An 18,185-nucleotide genomic window follows, 5' to 3' on the forward strand; every position below is an offset into this window, starting at 1 on the left:
TCCCTCTATATTTTTTACTTAACATTCGGTTAACATAGAGTTTTTTAGAATATAATACAAACCTTAAAGAAAACTTAAAATCACTTTTAAGAATACAATAAAAAGCTAGGAAATTGCTCACCTAGGCCTAGACAGCTACAGTTCCTAACTTTCTTGTTTTTATTTATGATCATGGAATAGATTACTTTTCCTGATCTTGGTCACCAACTCCTTTAACTGCCTTTTTAAACTCAGACAGCATTTTACCGATTGATTCACCAAGTTCTGGTAACCGTTTTGGTCCAAAGATTAAGAGTGCACCTAGAACAATGATAATCAATCCTGGAGCACCGATATCACGTAAGATTCCCATTCTTTTCTCCTTTCATTTTTTTCTTTACAATACTCTTGCTAATTGCAATACTAAGCTCATAGAGCGAGATTAAAGGAACAGTCATAGCTAGATCGCTGATAAAATCAGCGGGTGTCAAGATAACAGCTAGTACTAATAAAATAAAGTAGGCATAACGGCGATAGGTAACTAAGAAACCTGGTCCAATCAAGCCAATCGACGTTAAAAAAGCGATGATGACTGGCAATTCAAAGATGAAACCCAAGGGTAGGGTTGTTTGAAAAACAAAGGCTAAGTAGTTCTGCGCCGTTAATTGAGTTTCAAATAATCCTTCCCCAAGACCTAAAAGCACTTGAAGTAAGGCTGGTGTCACAAAGTAGAATCCAAATGCCAGACCAAGTATGAAGCTAATAAAACTAGCTGGAATATAGACAAAGATTGCTCTTGCTTCTTCTGTTTTCAATCCTGGTTTGATAAAACTCCAAATATGATAAACTGTAAAAGGTAGCGTAATGGTAAAGGACATTAGGCTCGCTAAGCGCAAATAAATCCACAGAATGTCATTTGGACCTAATACAATCAACTTTTGATTAAAGGACTGAGTCAGATAGTAATAAAGCTGATCAGCAAATAATAAAGCTCCGCAGAAAACTATAGAAAAACAGACTATAACAGCAATGAACCTCTTTCTAAATTCTATCAGATGTTCAACGATTGTCAATTCTTTTGTATCCATCTACTTTTCACCCTGTCTCAATGTGACAACCAAAACAATTATCAAAAAGACTAGCTGACTTCCTAAACCTTCCCAACTTGGATAGATGCCCAATAGGTCGATAGTTGGGAAACTTGATAGCAGGTGATTTGGTGCCATATTTGTCAGCTGCAGAGCATGAACGCTAACTCCAAGCATCTTGAAGGCAAGAGCATAAATCATCCAAGTTAAGATAAAGAAGACCTTATGAGGTAGGAATAATTGACTCGCCTTGTTCATCAGAAATGCAATAATCAGCAAGACTAACAAAGCTAGAGAAATACCTAGGATAAACTCAAAACGAGATATTCTCGGTAAAATCCCTACGTAAAATAGAATGGTCTCTGCCCCTTCACGGAAAACAGCTAGAAAACTAAGAGCAAATATGGAAATGAATGAACCTGTCTTGGTCACAGTTTTCATTTGATTATCCATAAAATCATTCCATTTTTTGACCGAGGATTTACTGTGAAGCCAGATACCAATCAAAATCATCATAACGACTGCAAAAATACCAACAACTCCTTCGATGATTTCGCGATTGGCCCCTGATGTTACTGCAGGAAAGGCAATTTGTAGTATAAATGCAATCACTAGACTCGCAACGATACCTGTTAGGGCCCCACCGTATACCCACTTGAGCCCTTTACGCATCTTGGCTGCTTTTAATGTTGTGACCAAGGCCATGACGATTAAGAGGGCCTCTACTCCTTCACGTAAGAGAATGAGCATGGCATCAAAAGCATTGTAGCTTGCAGTCGTATCAATTTGAGATAAATCCGCAATCAGTTTTTCTAATTTTTCTTGATATTCCTTCTCACTTCCCTTGACCATGATTACAGGACTTTCGCTTTCGACTCGGGTGTAGAGGGAAGGATTGGTCGTGCTAACAGAACCCTCAATCGTTGGCCAGATAGTGATGAATTCCTTCATACTAGCTGCTCCTGATGCTTGGTCACCAGCTTGGAATTGTTCCAAAGCCTTCTTCAAAAGGGCAATACCGTCTTTGAGACTTAGATTAGAGGAACTTGTCGCCACTTCTTTACCAGCCACGAAGTTATCGATGGCAGTTTTTAAGTCATTAAAAGAAGACTGAATTGCATTATAATCTGTCGGCTCTGTTTCAATGCTACTCCGTAAGAAAGAAATAGCTGTTTCTACTTGACCATAATGAGCTGTACTGTTATCGCGGACGACACTTTCATTGAGTGTCCAAGTTGAATTCATTTTTTTATAGGCTTCTCGGACTTGCTCTATATCTTTGGAAGAAACTGCCTTATCCAAAGTCTCAAAACGTGGTCTTAAGCGACTGACAAGTTTTTCCTTCTCCGCATTCAGATCTATTGGATTTTGTTCTTTTTCAAAAGCTAGAAGGGCAGAAGAGATTTGTGTCAGATTTTCTTCACTAATCTCCCCTGACAGAGCAAGTTTCTCCTTGACAGCCTTTCCAGCATCCGAATCAGCATGTTCTACTGTTTCAAAATCCATCGCCATTTCTCTAACTAGGGCCTTGGCTTCTGCCTGATTTCCATTTTTTACAGCCTGAGAGGCATCGGTAATCTTTACAAAATAAGAACTCAGACTTTCCTTCGCACCGACAGGAGAACTAGCTAACAAGAGAAAAGACAAAGCCAAGAAACAAATGTTAGTCTTCCAATAATTTCTGACCAATATAGCCTCCTTTCTCTACTCCACCAAAGCAGGCAAAAAGACCGCTACCGATGTGGGTTACATACTCATTCATCTTGTCTGTAGCTCCGAGGTTGGTTTGAACCTTGACAAAATTATCTGGATCTTTCTGGAAAGAGATAAAGAGTAAGCCTGTGTCAAATTGTCCAGTCTTTTCATCAATGCCATCTGAGTATGAATAGGATCGTCGTAAAAGTGGCTTATCTACCTCTTTGGCTAATCGAACATGCGAATCATCTGGTAAAAGACTCAAATCAACTTCATCAAACTCATTCTTCTTACCAAAGGGGGCGCCACTTTCCTTGTAGCGACCAAAGGTATTTTCTTGCTCTTCAAGATTGGTTCGGTCCCAGGTATCGAGAAACATTTGGATGCGACGAACAGCCATATAGGATCCATTTTCCATCCAGTCCTTGCTGTCGGCCCAGACAACACGATCAAAATCCTTTTCTTTGGTCACATTAGCTGTTCCATCTTTGAAACCAAAAAGGTTGCGTGGTGTCTCCATACGATCCCCAATAGCAGCAAATCCAGATTGGCTCCAACGGAGGGTCACTGCATTTCTCCCTTTACGAATGAGGTTGCGAATAGCATGAAAAGCAACTTGCTCATCATCTGCACAGGCTTGGATAACAATATCTCCCCCAGTATATTTTTCACGCAGTTGCTCCTTTGGAAAGGGGGGGAAATCCCTAAAAAGTTGAGGACGCTTGTGCTCCAAATTCATCTTTTTCAGGAAACTAGCAGACACACCAAAAGTCAGCGTTAAACGATGAGGATTTAGCCCCACGGTTTCTCCAGTGTCACTAGGAGGCAAGAGGGCATTCTGACCATTTTTTTTTACCAATTCTCCTTCTACCAACTTGCTACTATAACCTGTCCAATCCTTAAAAAGCTGGATAATTTTATCTTTATCTGTCGTATGCAAATCTAGGACAACAAAATAGATATTCTTCTGCATAGGGGTCGTGATACCCGCTTGGTGTTTCCCATAAAAGTCAATCTTTTCATTACCGTACGAGATTTTTTCCTGCTTGTCTAACCTAGGCGCTAAAAAAGCGGAGGCACCAGAGAGACCAAGTGCTAGACCAGCACCTCCAATACCCGCTTTTTTTAGAAATTCTCGACGGTCCATTTTTTTCTCAAAAAACTTTTCGTCTTTCTTAGTCATACCGCTTATTCTCCATCAAGAAATTTGCCCATTTGTGATAGAGGTTCACCAAGTTTTGTCACGGCTTCAGCCAATTCTTTGGTGTCTTCTTTTGTCAAATCTGTATAGAGTTTGTAGTGTTCCTTGTCTGTCATATGTTTGTCCAACAAGCTATTAACAGATTTGAAATCAGCTTCTAATTCTTTAACTAAATCAGCATCTGATTTTTCTAGTAAAGGTTTAAAGAGTTGGAATATCTTTTCAGCTCCCTCGATATTAGCGCGGAAGTCGTACAAATCTGTATGAGAGTAGATTTCCTCTTCACCAGTAATCTTACTTGTTGCTACTTCATTGAGCAAGTCAACTGCTCCTGTCAACATAATCTTGTGATCTACTTCAACAGTCGCTACCTTAGCCTTCAACTCTTTGATATCGTTGACAAGCTGTTCTCCATAACTTTCTGTCCCCTTGGTTGTGTTTTCTTCCCAGAGGATACGCTCGATACGGTGGAAACCAGACCAACCTTCCTCAGTCTTATTTTCATCAACATAGTCTGCTAGACGAAAGTCAATCTTAACATCTGACTCACCAAAACTCTCTGCGATTGGCTCGGAGCGTTCGTAAGCCATACGAACAAGCGGATAAGCTTTCTTGGCTTCCTCCAATTTTCCGTATTTTAAAAGCTGGACAAATCCTTCTGTATCCGTTAAAAGCTTATCAATTTGTCCTTGAACAAAGGTCTTATAATCTGCGGTTGCCTTATCAAGTAATTTTTGTTTATCATCTGATAAAGCTGTCACCTTAGAGGAATCATTTGTCTCGGTTGATTTTTCAAAACGGACTGCACATGCTGTCAATAGCAAAGCAGAAGATAAAAGGACAACACCTAGTTTTTTCATTATTTACTCCTATTGGTTCAGGAAACCTGAATTTATTTTATGTTCCATTATAACATCCTTTCCTTAATTTTTTAATAAATTGTCAGAAAATTTAATATTTAAGAATTTGAAATAGCATTTTCCGGTAAAATTAGAAAGGACTTAAAAATTAGAATCGTAGAACTTTTTTCAGATAGTTTAAAAAGATTGTTTTCCCCTACTCTTTTCTCTATAATGGAGAGAAAGGAGATGACTATGACAGAATTGAAACATGAAATTGATGCTAACTTTGCAGGACGACTCAATATCCTACGCGCAGGTGTTCTGGGCGCCAATGATGGAATTATTTCCATCGCTGGAGTCGTTATCGGCGTTGCCAGTGCGACAAGCAATATCTGGATTATCTTTTTATCAGGTTTAGCGGCTATCCTCGCTGGTGCTTTCTCTATGGCCGGTGGCGAATATGTCTCTGTATCCACTCAGAAAGACACGGAAGAAGCCGCTGTTGCTAGAGAACAGTTGCTCTTGGATAAGGATATCGAATCTGCAAAACAATCCCTCTATGCTGCCTACCTTCAAAACGGTGAGTGTGAAACGTCAGCCCAACTCTTGACCAACAAGGCCTTTTTAAAAAATCCACTCAAAGCCTTGGTCGAAGAAAAGTATGGAATCGAGTATGAAGAGTTTACCAACCCTTGGCATGCTGCTATCTCTAGCTTTATTGCCTTTGTACTGGGAAGCCTTCCTCCTATGCTTTCAATCACCGTCTTTCCAAGTGACTATCGTATTCCTGCTACTGTTTTTATTGTGGCCCTTTCCCTTCTCGTCACCGGCTATACCAGTGCTAAACTAGGCAAGGCACCTACGAAAACTGCCATGATCCGCAACCTCTGTATCGGACTTCTCACCATGGGTGTAACCTTCCTCTTGGGACAACTCTTTAGCATTTAAGATAAAAGAAATACCTCGACAAGCATCGAGGTATCTTTTTTACATTTGCACAATCTTGCGATAGCTTCTTGAGGTAATCATAAAGATTAAGACATAGACGATGAGGAAGATAGCACAGATGGACAGAGTGACTGTCAACATCATGGTCGCATCTAGGACCCCAATGACTTTTAGGATGAGACTAAGCATATGATAGGCAAAGGCAAGGTGTAGGAAGGCAAAGAGCAATGGGAGGAAGAAAACAGTTAGGACCTGTTTATTAATGGTTTGCTTGATTTGCTTTTGATCGAGACCGACCTTTTGCAAAATGATAAAGCGTTCACGGTCTTCATAGCCTTCAGAGATTTGTTTGTAGTAGATGACGAGAACTGTTCCCACCATAAAGATGATGGAGAGGAAGATACCGATAAAGAAGGTCCCACCAAAGAAAGCACTCATCTGCGCACTACTATCAGCCAGATTGCTTCCGTAAATAAAGCTTCCTTCTTTGCTTGATTCTCTATTAAAATCATCAAGGAATTTTGAATAGTCATCTGCAAGTTTGAGTTGCTCTTCCTCACTAGCTGTTACATTCATACCACCATAGTATTGATTAAAAATGGAAGAATTAGGATGCTGGTCAAGAAAGGCTTTCAAGTCAGGAACAACCAGATAGTTATAGTCCGAAGTTAGAATATTGTACTGATTTGGGACATGTTCAAGAATAAAATCTTTTTTGATTTCTTCCTTTATTGTATAGGTCTGGTCATTTAGAGTCAGTTCTTTCTGTCCTTGAAGTTCTTTGTTCTTAGTAAACAATCCAACTTCCTTTCCTGAAAGTGCAAGTTTTTGGCCCGTCATATTCTCATAGTCTTTTTGGTCAAAGACCATAAAAATAGTTTTCGGTTGAACACGATTTTGACCTTTCTCAAAGATTGTCAATTTCGTACCTTCTTGGTTTGCTACACCAAAGCTACTGTATGTAAGGACTTCTTTCTTTGTGACAGTCAATCCTTTATCGCTAGCATACTGGTCTAGGAGTTTATTTATGTCTTCTTTTTCAACATTCTGCCCTGTAATTCCAAAATCATGTGGATTCATGACTTTCTTGAAAGTTTCAGAGCCTTTAAAGATACTCGTTGCAGCAGACATAGTCACCAAGACCATGGTTGAGAGAATAGCAATCGTCGCTAGACCAACAGCATTTTTCTTCATACGAAAAATGAGATTGGATACGGAAATCATGTTGTTAGGTTGGTAATAGTAACGCTTGTTTTTCTTCAAGATTTGTAGGAAAACTGTGATTCCTGCATTGAAGAGAAGATAAGTTCCCAAAATTACCAACAAGACTGCTACAAAGAAAATCAGAACAGCAGAAAGTGGATTTTCAACTGTTACTGCTAGGTAGTAGCCAGCTCCCATACTAATCAAACCTAGTATAGTTTGAAGACCTAAGAAACGTCCTTTTTTCTCACCACTGGCTTTTTCACGAGAGAGTTGAAGGGCATTCATGCGAGCGATGCGAAATGCATTGATAAAAATCAAACCTAGGAAGATAGCGCCAAAGACGATGAGAACTAGGATAAAGACGATTGGTTGGAATGTTGAAACGAGCTCTACCTTCATTTTCATTAACTTCAGAAGAAGGGCAAAGATTAGCTTATCAAAGAGAGCTCCTAGACCGAGACCAGCTGTCAGCGTTAAGGAACCAAAAATAAGAAGTTCCTTAAAAACCATACTGATCAAATGGCGCTTTTCAAGACCCAGCATACCATATACACCCAGCTCTTTAGAACGGTTCTTCATGACAAAACTATTGGCATAAAGGACAATAATTCCAGAAGCGATGGTAACAACCACCATACCGAGAGCCAGAGTCATAGAGATAGATTCTCCCCCTCGAATCTTGCCAATGTTAGGATTAAGTGACAAAGAGTAGAAAAGATAGGTGATGGTCACAGCTAAGAGAACTGCAAGGGCAAAGGGATAGTAGAGTTTGCGGTTTTTGATTAAGTTTGACACCGCTAACTTATTGGTTAATCGGAACATACTAATTCACCTCGCTTGCCATAACAGTCAAAGTATCAGAGATTTCTTGGAACATCTGACGCTCTGTCTTGTCTCCACGGTAGATTTGGTTGTAAAGAATGCCGTCTTTGATAAAGAGTACACGCTTGGCCCTGCTGGCTGCCGCCGTTGAGTGGGTTACCATGAGAATGGTTTGACCACGCTCATTGATTTCATCAAAAACATCTAGAAGAGCTGATGATGACTTGGAGTCAAGGGCGCCTGTTGGCTCATCCGCAAGGAGAATTTCAGGTTCAGTGATGATGGCGCGTGCTACTGCTACCCGCTGTTTTTGACCACCTGAAATCTCGTAAGGGTACTTCTCTTGCAATTGGTTGATACCCAAATTTTCAGCGGTTACTACCAATTTCTTCATCATCTCTGTGATAGGTTTTCGAGATAGAACTAACGGAAGCAAGATATTGTCCTTAACAGACAAGGTATCTAGCAAGTTAAAATCTTGGAAGACAAATCCCAACTTCTCACGACGGAAGCTGGAAGCCCGTGAGTTTTTAATCGTTGCTGTGTCTACTCCGTTCAAGTAAACTTGACCACGAGTTGGCTTATCCAGCATAGCTAGGATGTTGAGCAGGGTTGATTTCCCAGAGCCAGACTCTCCCATGATGGCAACATAGTCACCCTTCTCTACAGTAAAATGAATATCTTTGAGTGCTTCTACTTGGTTGCCTTGGAAACGTGTTTTATAGATTTTTTGAACGTGTTTTACATCTAAAAGTGTCATGATTTTCTCCTTCTTAATATCCCATCAATTGAAACTGTGCTTGCATCATAGCGCATCCCAGTTGAACACGCTCGATATCTTTTTGACTTGGTTTTCTTGTTTTATTTTGTATGATTCTTTTCATGGTTTTGCTCCTTTGTTCTTTATGAGTCTAGTTTATCGCAAAAAAAGGCGGCTTGCCATAACCTAACCTTACAAAAGAGACTTTAATCTTACATTTTTGTAAGATTGAGGAATTTTTTTGAAAATAGCTACTATAAAGAAGTCCTGTCATTGCTTGTTTTATTCTTAAAATAATAGTAAAATTAAATTATGAAAAGGCTTTCTTTGACATCTTTTAAAAGAATTGGCTTTCTGCTAATTATTTTTAAAAGTGCTAAACTATCATTCGTATCACTGCTATAAGGAGGGAGGTTCAGCCCCTCTTTTAGAAAGAGGTTCCTATGAAACGTGTTTTTCTCTTCATCAGCAATCTTCTTTTAACTTTCTTTCTCATTGCGACTCTGTCCTTTTGGAAAGAAGCTCTTCCTCAACGCCTATTTCCAGGTGTGGCTGTACTCAGTGGACAAGCCGATTATACTACCCTCAAACAAGAATTAGATAGCCTTGCTAGGAAACATAATAGTCTCATCGCAAGAACCATTTGGGAAGTGGATGGTGATGGAAAATCAAGAACTCTCTACGAAGCTTTTGGAGAAGGGCAACTCCCAGACTGGATGCCTCCAGCAAGTCAAGAAAGCATTCACAAAAGTGATCTTCTCAACAACTACAATATTATCAGCGGATCCCTAACTAGTCAAGAATTGGCCACTCATCTGAAAGAACTTGGACTAGAAAAAGCGAATGCATTTGAAAATGACAGAGTATCCTTTGTATTTGCCATCTTTACTCAACCTAATCAACTTACCAGTATGTTAATATTTTTGCTGACTTTCTTAGCTTTGATTGTTATTGGTCAGATTCAATCTCTCTCTCAGTCAGGGATTCGATTGATTTCTGGAGAACGACTGAGCCATCTCTTCTTTCGTTCTCTCGCAAGAGACGGACTTGATATCCTTCTTTTTGGTCTACCTGCTTTGCTGATAGCAAGTGTCTTGCTCATTTCCCTAGGATATCCTTATGAGGTTCAAACTTTTTTAGGAATACTTTTTATTCTTTACAATAGCCTACTTTTCTTACTTAGCCTCCTAATTGCCCTTCTTTTTACCATTTCTTTGAAAAAAGTTCATCTCCTCTCTATCATCAAAGGAAAATTACCAATCAAGTCAATTCTACGCATTCTCTACTTTGGTCAGGTACTTGCCATTCTACTGGTTATTGTAGGATTTGGACGTATGTCTACTTACTATCATATCCTTGAGAAAAATGAGGCTGGACAAGCTACTTGGGAACAACGCTCCAATGTTGTTACTCTTCAAACAGGGCGTTCCAGTCAGATGAAAAATTTAGATGAACTGCAGACAAATACTGATAAATGGTTTGACTTTATTCAGCATGCTATAGATAATGAGAATGCCTTCCTTATTAAACATAATCTAGTTGAGCAAGCTCTTAAGCAAGCTACCTCAAATCATAATGAAACTGAAAATAACCCTTATGGTGTGGAAGGAAAAAATATTCTCTATGTAACACCTAACTACTTCAAAAAAGAAGGTATAAAGTTAACATCAGAAACCTTTCAAAAAATCAACACCCTCAAAGATGGACAGATTCTTGCCATACTCCCAGAAGAACTACAAAAAAATGAAAAAGATATAAAATCAACCTTGCAACAAGAGTTAACCAACCGATTATACAGTAGCAAGTCTAATCAAACTGTCGAAATTAGTATAGCTTATACCAATCAAAAAAATGATGTATTTCTCTATAATACCGCCCATATTGCTTATGATCAATGGTTATCAAATCCCATCTTTCTTGTGCTTTCTCCTAAAGCACTTGGCAAGGCTTCCTCCATCTTCTGGTTTAAAAATCTAGAATATCTCTATTTTACAGACCTCCACCAAACACAAGAACTTTTGAAACACTATCAACTTGATCATATGGTCTCAAGGCTATCGCCTGCTAGGGAAACCTATCTCCAGTTAAATCAAAAAATTAAAATCGAAATTTTTAGTAACTTAGCGAGTGCTATGTTTGCTATTTTGACTTCAATTTTGCTGTTTACAAGTTTAAATCTGCTCTATTTTGAAGCCTTTCGCAAAACCATATTCTTGAAAAAAATAGCAGGCTATTATTTCTTTGAATTACACAGTAGATATATCACTTCTCAAATAGCAGCTCTCTTTCTCGGAAGTGGTCTAGCTTTCATTATTTCTAAGAATATCTGGATTACCCTGATCCTATTTTTCAGCTTTTCAAGTTTAGCCGTTCTTCTATTGAAAATCTGTGATAAGAAGGAAAGTAAAACCTATGCTAGCATCATCAAAGGAGGATAGTATGATTGAATTACAACATATTTGGAAACAATTTGGTTCTCGTATTATTTTTTCAGACTTGAACCTGAATTTTCAAAGTGGTATGGTGTATGCTTTGATAGGAGATAGTGGTTGTGGAAAAACCACTTTGCTCAATATGCTCGCAAAACTAGAGACTTTCGACAAAGGAGAAATAGTTTACAAAGGAAAGTCTTTGACTTCTCTAAAAAATGAGGAATTCTATCGTAACGAGCTAGGTTATCTCTTCCAGAACTTCGGATTATTAGAAAGTCAGACCATTCGAGAAAACCTTGAGCTGGGACTGATTGGCAAAAAACAGAACAAGAAACAAGAAAAAGAGAGACTTCTTCTTCAAGCACTACAAGCTGTCAGACTAGATTATCTAAGCCTCAACCAAAAAATCTATGAATTATCTGGTGGCGAGGCTCAACGCGTAGCACTTGCTAAGATTATCCTGAAAGATCCTCCTTTAATTTTAGCCGATGAGCCTACCGCCTCGCTAGATCCAAAAAATTCCAAGGAAATTATGGAAATTCTCCTTGAACTTCGTAATGCTAATAGAACAATTATCATCGCAACTCACAATCCTAGTATCTGGAAAATGGCTGATCAGGTAATTCATCTCTCTCAAGATGGAAAAGAATATACTTAAATACCAAAATCCCTTGTGGCTAAATAACCACAAGGGATTTTCAGTCATTTATGCTGCTTCTTTTAAGTAACATAGTGCAAATAATAAATACTTCCTATTAAATCTCACCAAAACCAGCCATCATTGTCTTCAATAGCTTGGACTTCCTTGCGTTTGCGTGGTCCTGTTCCGTACATTTCAGCTTCAATCTCTTCCTTAGTTGGCAAGATAGAGGCAAGGATGATGTAAATAATCACACCGACTCCAAAATTTGATATGGTAAAAATGGCAAAGAGAAAGCGGACTAAGGTTACATCAAAATTCCACTTGTCTGATAGACCAGCTAAAACTCCCGATACCATGCGATTTCGTCTCATTTTATAAAATTTTGTATTCATGATTGTTTCCTCTTTCGGTATTCTTACAAGTAGTATAGCATGAATCAGAACTATCAACATCAGTCCGTAGGCCGATTTATGATGACGAGTTTACCTCGACAAACTCCACAGCGATAGCGTTTGGTATCAATTCTTCTCTTACGCTGATAACTTTGCTGGCAAGATTGGCACTGATAGACTAGGTAGGCACTTTGAGATTGTGTTTTCAAGAGTGGTACATAGCGCAATCCATCCACTTCTGTCAAAAGTTCCTTAAAATCTCGGTCCTTATGGCGATAACCCTTTTTCTGAAAATAAAGATGATAGTGACAGAGTTCATGGCGCACGATTTTGCGAAAGACTTCCAAACCTAGTTCATTATAAACCTTGGGATTAAAATCCAAATGCCCATCCTTTGGGAAAAATCGTCCACCTGTCGTTCGCAGACGAGAATTCCACTGGGCTTGGTGGGTAAAAGGTCTACCAAAGTCTTCGAGGGAAACACGTTTAACGTACTCAGTTAGATTCATCTGGAGCTAGGAGCGACAGATTGACTTTTTCACGTTCAGTATCGATTTTCTTAACCCAAACCGTTACCAAATCTCCGACTGACACCACTTGGCTGGGATGTTTGATAAATTTACGACTCATATGGGAAATATGAATCAAGCCATCCTCATGAATTCCGATATCAACGAAGGCACCGAAGTCGACGACATTCCGCACCACACCTTCCAGCTTCTGGCCGACTTTTAAGTCTTTGATATCCAAGACATCTTGACGAAGCACAGGAGCATCAAAGGAATCACGGAAATCTCGACCTGGTTTGAGAAGGTCTGCAATGATATCTTTAAGCGTTTCTGGACCAAGGTCTAGTTCTTGCGCCATCTCCTTGACTGATAGGGACTTAAGCTTATTTTGTGCTTCTTCATTCAAATCCTTGATATCCAAGCGTTTGAAGAGTTCCTTAACGGCAGCGTAGTTTTCTGGGTGAACCCCTGTATTGTCAAGGATATTGCTACTTTCTGGGATACGGAGGAAACCAGCAGCCTGCTCAAAGGCTTTGGCACCTAGGCGAGGAACTTTCTTGATTTGAGCGCGTGAAGTGATTTTTCCTTCTTCCTCACGGTATTTGACGATATTTTCAGAAATAGTTTTATTGAGTCCAGCTACATGGGAGAGAAGAGCTGGGCTGGCTGTATTGACATTGACACCAACTTGGTTGACAACGGTATCGACGACAAAGTCCAGACTCTCAGACAGTTTCTTCTGACTGACATCGTGCTGGTATTGACCAACACCGATTGACTTAGGATCGATTTTGACCAATTCAGCAAGGGGATCTTGCAAACGACGGGCAATAGAGATGGCAGAGCGTTTTTCAACAGTTAATTCTGGAAACTCCTGACGAGCAAGTTCACTGGCAGAGTAGACAGAAGCACCACTTTCATTGACGATGACATAGCTCACTTCTGGAAAATCTTTCAGAACTTCCGCCACAAAGGCTTCACTTTCCCGACTAGCCGTCCCATTTCCGATAGCAATAATTTCCACACCGTATTGACCAATCAAGTCTGCCAAATCTTTCTTGGCTTCTTCAATCTGACGAGCTGATGCTGGTTTAACAGGATAAATGACCTGAGTTGTCAGCATTTTCCCTGTTGCATCTACGACAGCCAGCTTGGCACCTGTACGAAAGGCAGGGTCAAATCCTAGAACCACACGCCCTTTCAGCGGAGCAACCAAGAGGAGATTGCGCAGATTATCTGAAAAGAGTTGGATAGCCCCTTCTTCCGCTTTCTCAGTCAACTCTGTTCGAATGCGGCGCTCGATAGCCGGCAAGACCTTTTTCTTGACTGACTGTTGAACAACTTCATCAATATAGGCATTTTTCACCTTGAAACGGGCAGCAAAGAAGGCAAGAATACGGTCTGTCGCATGTTCAAAACCGACCTTCAAAATCCCTAGTTTTTCCCCACGGTTGAGAGCCAAGGTACGATAGCCTTGCATATTGCCAACTGTCTCTGAAAAATCATAATATATCTGAAAAACTTGCTTTTCATCAAGACTCTCATCTTTGACTTGCGATGTGATTTTAGAGTGTCCCAGCACTTCCTGATAGGTCAGTGAACGCAAAGTCACATCTTCGGATAGAGCTTCTACTAAGATATCAACCGCACCAGACAGGGCTTCTTGAACAGTCGCAAATCCTTCACAGACAAACTTCTCAGCTTCTTTCTCTAAACCATCTACATTTTGCAAGATCAAGCGAGCAAGAGGAAAGAGTCCAGCTTCACGGGCAATGGTTGCCTTGGTCCGACGTTTTTCCTTATAAGGAAGATAGAGTTCTTCTACGTCTGCTAATTTTTCAGCTGCCAAAATAGCTGCTTCCAATTCCTTGGTTAGTTTGCCTTGTTCTTGAATCTTAGCTAAGACAGCTTCTTTACGGTCGTGGAGATTTGTCAGACTTTTATCCAAGTCGATAATGGCCTTAATCGCCACCTCATCCAGACTTCCAGTCATGTCCTTTCGATAACGCGCGATGAAGGGAATTGTCGCCCCCTCAGCCGTCAAACTTAGAACAGTATCGATTTGCTTTAAGGTTACACCCAAATCTTGGGAGATTTTTTCATATTTTTTACCCATAAACCTATTATACCATAAGGAACAGCTCTTGTTTTGCCTTACCTGTTTTTGCATCTTTGATTATCAAAATAATCCCATTTCCGTAAAATAATAGTATAATAGAGGTAGAATGTAGAAAAGAGGTAGGCCCATGGCTGTTAAATTTACAAAAACGGATGATTTGGACAAGATGTTTGAAGAATTCGCCAAACTTCCTGACGTAACACAAGTCACTTTCCCAGATGACAAAGACAAAAAAGAAAAAGTTGAGAAGAAAAAATAAATGACTGTTTTCCAATCTCTTCCTCCTAGTGTATTACAAGCGGGAGCTATTTTTCTCTCCATCATGATTGAAGCCCTTCCTTTTGTTCTAATTGGGAGTCTCATTTCAGGCTGGATTGAAGTCTATATCACACCTGATAAAGTTTATGAGTTTCTTCCTCGCAATCGTTGGGGGAGAATCTTTTTTGGTACCTTCATTGGCTTCCTCTTTCCATCCTGCGAATGTGGAATCGTTCCGATTATCAATCGTTTTTTGGAAAAGAAAGTGCCCAGCTACACGGCCGTTCCTTTTCTGGTGACTGCTCCCATCATCAATCCTATCGTTCTTTTCGCTACTTATTCTGCCTTTGGCAATTCAATAAAACTTGCCTTCTTGCGAGCGCTGGGAGCTATTGTGATTGCTTTGGTGCTTGGGATTTTCCTAGGATTTTTCTGGAAGGAACCCATTCAAAAAGAGAATCCTATCGCTTGCCATGAACATGACTTTTCACACTTGGGTCCCGCTAGAAAAGTATTTCAGGTCTTCATACAAGCTATTGATGAGTTTTTCGATATGGGGCGTTACTTGGTCTTTGGCTGTCTCTTTGTGGCTATCGTGCAGGTCTATGTCCCGACTCGGATCTTGACCTCTATCAGCGCAAGTCCAATACTTGCGATTCTCTTGCTCATGTTTCTAGCCTTTCTCCTCTCTCTTTGTAGCGAGGCGGACGCCTTTATCGGTGCTTCTCTCCTCTCGAGCTTCGGCCTAGCGCCAGTCCTTGCCTTTCTGGTCATTGGCCCCATGCTTGATATCAAAAATCTTCTCATGATGAAACACTATCTCAAAGCGCGCTTCATCTGGCAATTCATGGGCATCGTGACAGTGCTTGTCTTGCTTTATTCTTACATGATAGGAGTGATGCTATGATCCGATTTTTCATTTTACTTGGTTATTTTGCCCTAACTCTGTATCTGCAGCTATCTGGCAAGCTCAGTCACTACATCAACCTCCACTATTCCTATCTAGTCTATATCTCCATGCTCCTTTCTCTTCTATTGGCTCTGGTCCAATTCTACATCTGGATCAAGAAAATCAATTCTTACAGCCATTTAGAAAGTCGTCGAGCTAGACGAATCAGCATCCTGTTACTGTCACTACCTCTATTGATTGGAGTTGCCTTTCCGACAGTAAGTTTGGACTCGAGAACCGTATCTGCTAAGGGATATCATTTCCCGCTTGCTGAGGGGATCAACACAGCCATTCAGGCCAGCGAAGGAACATCTAGTCAATACCTCAAACCCGATACCAGCACCTATTTTTCCAAATCTGCTTATGAAAAGGAAATGAGGTCTACAGCTGATAAATACCTCTCCCAGCCAACCATTCAAGTCACTGATGAAAACTATATGGAGGTCATGGAAGTTCTCTATGACTACCCTCAAGAGTTTGAAGGAAAGAAAATCGAGTTTACAGGCTTTGTTTATAACGATCCTAGCCATCCAGATATCCAGTTCCTCTTTCGCTTTGGAATCATTCACTGTATCGCCGATTCTGGTGTATATGGACTCTTGACAAAGGGAAACTCACGCCAATATCCTGACAATACCTGGATCACCGCTAGAGGAATCCTGACCCTCCACTATCATAAAGAACTCAAACAAAAACTCCCAACACTAGAAGTTGAGAGTTTCACAAAAGTAGACAAACCAGACAATCCCTACGTTTATCGTGTGTTTCAATAAAAAGTGACCCAACAACAGACAAATTACTTTTTAAAGTAGCTTGTCTTTTTTGTTCTCCTAGTTCAACAAAATCAACACACAACCTTTCAAACAATAGAAAAAGTCCCAAGAAATAAGATTTCTCGAGACCATAAAAATGTTAATAAGATAGGGTTGACAATTATCACACATCATAGCTTAACTGCAATAGAGTTGTGATAGAAAACGTTAATTTACTAGAAAAAATAAAACTCATATTAAACTGAATATTCAGTTTCTTACTGGCATAAAGCTATTTGAGTTTAATTTAACAACCACTAACCTCTATTAACGCCACCAAATGCTGAACCAAAAACGGAAGTAGAATCCTAAGAACATAATGTGCACCTCCTTTTGAAAAACGTTTTTCCATCTCAACTATATTATATATTTTCTTGTGGAGAATTGCAAATTTTTTCAGTCAAATTACTAGCTTTTTTCAAAAAAATATGATAAAAGACAAAATTTTAAATAAAAAATAGCATAAAAATCTAGTTATCCGCATAAAAACTGGACTTATCACACTTTATCAAGGTCAAAACCACTCAATTTACTACTAATTTACTACTTATGAATGAGCTTTGATACGACGATTTATCCTTGAAAAGTGAAGATATAAAGATACTTCCAATAAAATTTGAATATTTAATAGGTAGACACTTCAAAAAATGAGGTGTCTATTTTTTTACCCGATTTTGAAAGGAAGTGAACTTATGAAAACAAAAAATCAAGAATCAAAAGGTCGTTCCCCACTCTTTAAGACCATCAAACATTCATTCAGCCAATAAAAAAGAAAGGATAGGTAAAAATATGGAACTTAAATTTGTGATTCCCAACATGGAAAAAACATTCGGCAATTTAGAATTTGCTGGCGAGGATAAAGTCGTTCAGCGAAGAATCAACGGACGGCTAACTGTCTTATCAAGAAGCTATAATCTCTATTCTGATGTTCAAAGAGCAGATGATATTGTGGTGGTGCTTCCTGCTGAAGCTGGCGAAAAACATTTCGGCTTTGAGGAACGTGTGAAGTTAGTCAATCCACGTATTACCGCAGAGGGCTACAAAATCGGCACTCGTGGTTTTACAAATTACCTTTTACATGCTGACGACATGATAAAAGAATAAAGAAAGAGAGGAAAAATGATGAGATTAGCAAATGGCATTGTATTAGATAAAGACACGACTTTTGGAGAATTGAAATTCTCTGCTCTACGTCGTGAAGTGAGAATCCAAAATGAAGACGGGTCGGTTTCAGATGAAATCAAGGAACGTACCTATGACTTAAAATCCAAAGGACAAGGACGCATGATTCAAGTAAGTATTCCTGCCAGCGTGCCTTTGAAAGAGTTTGATTATAACGCACGGGTGGAACTTATCAATCCCATTGCGGACACCGTTGCTACTGCCACCTATCAAGGAGCAGATGTTGACTGGTATATCAAGGCAGACGATATTGTGCTGACAAAGGATTCTAGTTCATTCAAAGCTCAACCACAAGCAAAGAAAGAACCGACACAAGACAAATAGTCGCTAGGTAGAAAGGAGACTTTT

At 39.6% G+C, this 18,185-nt stretch carries 18 protein-coding genes; 8 read left to right on the top strand and 10 right to left on the bottom strand.

The genetic code is table 11. The features are described from left to right. Nucleotides 1-181 precede the first annotated feature (181 nt). The 5 genes from BLS46_RS02615 to efeO are packed head-to-tail and all read right to left on the bottom strand — an operon-like array spanning nucleotide 182 to nucleotide 4,823. A complete protein-coding gene (locus tag BLS46_RS02615; protein ID WP_038805334.1) occupies nucleotides 182-352 on the bottom strand; it encodes a twin-arginine translocase TatA/TatE family subunit in 171 nt (56 codons plus the stop codon). Further along, a complete protein-coding gene (tatC, locus tag BLS46_RS02620; RefSeq protein WP_093585503.1) occupies nucleotides 336-1,067 on the bottom strand; it encodes a twin-arginine translocase subunit TatC in 732 nt (243 codons plus the stop codon). The genes BLS46_RS02615 and tatC overlap by 17 nt, the downstream gene beginning before the upstream one ends. After that, nucleotides 1,068-2,756, bottom strand: a complete 1,689-nt coding sequence (locus tag BLS46_RS02625; protein WP_093585505.1) for an FTR1 family iron permease — start codon at nucleotides 2,754-2,756, stop codon at nucleotides 1,068-1,070. After that, a complete protein-coding gene (gene efeB, locus BLS46_RS02630; RefSeq protein WP_093585507.1) occupies nucleotides 2,731-3,945 on the bottom strand; it encodes an iron uptake transporter deferrochelatase/peroxidase subunit in 1,215 nt (404 codons plus the stop codon). Before efeB ends, BLS46_RS02625 begins: the two co-directional genes overlap by 26 nt. Nucleotides 3,946-3,950: 5 nt before the next feature. Beyond that, the gene (gene efeO / locus BLS46_RS02635; RefSeq protein ID WP_093585509.1) at nucleotides 3,951-4,823 is read right to left on the bottom strand and encodes an iron uptake system protein EfeO; all 873 of its coding nucleotides are present in this window, start codon (nucleotides 4,821-4,823) and stop codon (nucleotides 3,951-3,953) included. 234 nt (nucleotides 4,824-5,057) lie between these two features. Between efeO and BLS46_RS02640 the strand changes: the two genes are divergently transcribed. Continuing rightward, entirely contained in the window at nucleotides 5,058-5,753 is a 696-nt protein-coding gene (locus tag BLS46_RS02640) for a VIT1/CCC1 transporter family protein (protein ID WP_093585511.1), read from the top strand. Between the two features lie 39 nt (nucleotides 5,754-5,792). Here BLS46_RS02640 and BLS46_RS02645 read toward each other — a convergent pair whose 3' ends face one another. Beyond that, nucleotides 5,793-7,781, bottom strand: a complete 1,989-nt coding sequence (locus tag BLS46_RS02645; protein WP_093585513.1) for an FtsX-like permease family protein — start codon at nucleotides 7,779-7,781, stop codon at nucleotides 5,793-5,795. Nucleotide 7,782: 1 nt separating this feature from the next. Further along, nucleotides 7,783-8,541, bottom strand: a complete 759-nt coding sequence (locus BLS46_RS02650; protein WP_093585515.1) for an ABC transporter ATP-binding protein — start codon at nucleotides 8,539-8,541, stop codon at nucleotides 7,783-7,785. A 443-nt stretch (nucleotides 8,542-8,984) separates the two neighbouring features. Here BLS46_RS02650 and BLS46_RS02655 point away from each other — a divergent pair, with 443 nt between their 5' ends. Next, on the top strand, nucleotides 8,985-10,979 hold the full coding sequence (locus tag BLS46_RS02655; protein ID WP_093585517.1) for a DUF1430 domain-containing protein: 1,995 nt from the start codon (nucleotides 8,985-8,987) through the stop codon (nucleotides 10,977-10,979). Between the two features lies 1 nt (nucleotide 10,980). Further along, nucleotides 10,981-11,631 (top strand): ABC transporter ATP-binding protein, encoded by a 651-nt coding sequence (locus BLS46_RS02660; RefSeq protein WP_000571616.1) that lies wholly within the window; start codon nucleotides 10,981-10,983, stop codon nucleotides 11,629-11,631. A gap of 104 nt (nucleotides 11,632-11,735) precedes the next feature. Here the strand turns inward: BLS46_RS02660 and BLS46_RS02665 are convergent, their stop codons facing one another. Genes BLS46_RS02665 through BLS46_RS02675 form a run of 3 tightly spaced genes read right to left on the bottom strand, consistent with a single transcriptional unit; the run spans nucleotide 11,736 to nucleotide 14,633 of the window. Next, nucleotides 11,736-12,008, bottom strand: a complete 273-nt coding sequence (locus BLS46_RS02665) for a PspC domain-containing protein (RefSeq protein ID WP_093585519.1) — start codon at nucleotides 12,006-12,008, stop codon at nucleotides 11,736-11,738. A gap of 59 nt (nucleotides 12,009-12,067) precedes the next feature. Next, nucleotides 12,068-12,517 carry a SprT family protein gene (locus BLS46_RS02670; RefSeq protein WP_093585521.1) on the bottom strand — a complete coding sequence of 150 codons (450 nt, stop codon included), beginning with the start codon at nucleotides 12,515-12,517 and terminating at the stop codon, nucleotides 12,068-12,070. Then, nucleotides 12,504-14,633: a Tex family protein gene (locus BLS46_RS02675; protein ID WP_093585523.1), complete on the bottom strand. Its 2,130-nt coding sequence runs from the start codon at nucleotides 14,631-14,633 to the stop codon at nucleotides 12,504-12,506. Before BLS46_RS02675 ends, BLS46_RS02670 begins: the two co-directional genes overlap by 14 nt. 130 nt (nucleotides 14,634-14,763) lie before the next feature. On the opposite strand from BLS46_RS02675, the gene BLS46_RS09985 reads away from it, so the two are divergent. The 5 genes from BLS46_RS09985 (at nucleotide 14,764) to BLS46_RS02705 (ending at nucleotide 18,161) form a co-directional block, all read left to right on the top strand. Beyond that, nucleotides 14,764-14,895: an SPJ_0845 family protein gene (locus tag BLS46_RS09985; RefSeq protein WP_093585525.1), complete on the top strand. Its 132-nt coding sequence runs from the start codon at nucleotides 14,764-14,766 to the stop codon at nucleotides 14,893-14,895. Beyond that, a complete protein-coding gene (locus tag BLS46_RS02685) occupies nucleotides 14,896-15,801 on the top strand; it encodes a permease (RefSeq protein ID WP_093585527.1) in 906 nt (301 codons plus the stop codon). Continuing rightward, nucleotides 15,798-16,616, top strand: a complete 819-nt coding sequence (locus BLS46_RS02690; RefSeq protein ID WP_093585529.1) for a TIGR03943 family putative permease subunit — start codon at nucleotides 15,798-15,800, stop codon at nucleotides 16,614-16,616. The genes BLS46_RS02685 and BLS46_RS02690 overlap by 4 nt, the downstream gene beginning before the upstream one ends. Before the next feature lie 828 nt (nucleotides 16,617-17,444). After that, nucleotides 17,445-17,759 carry a YdcP family protein gene (locus BLS46_RS02700; protein ID WP_000420682.1) on the top strand — a complete coding sequence of 105 codons (315 nt, stop codon included), beginning with the start codon at nucleotides 17,445-17,447 and terminating at the stop codon, nucleotides 17,757-17,759. Between the two features lie 15 nt (nucleotides 17,760-17,774). Further along, nucleotides 17,775-18,161, top strand: a complete 387-nt coding sequence (locus BLS46_RS02705; RefSeq protein ID WP_000985015.1) for a YdcP family protein — start codon at nucleotides 17,775-17,777, stop codon at nucleotides 18,159-18,161. Nucleotides 18,162-18,185 lie beyond the last annotated feature (24 nt).

Source organism: Streptococcus sp. NLAE-zl-C503 (genome assembly GCF_900104285.1).
Classification (GTDB): domain Bacteria; phylum Bacillota; class Bacilli; order Lactobacillales; family Streptococcaceae; genus Streptococcus.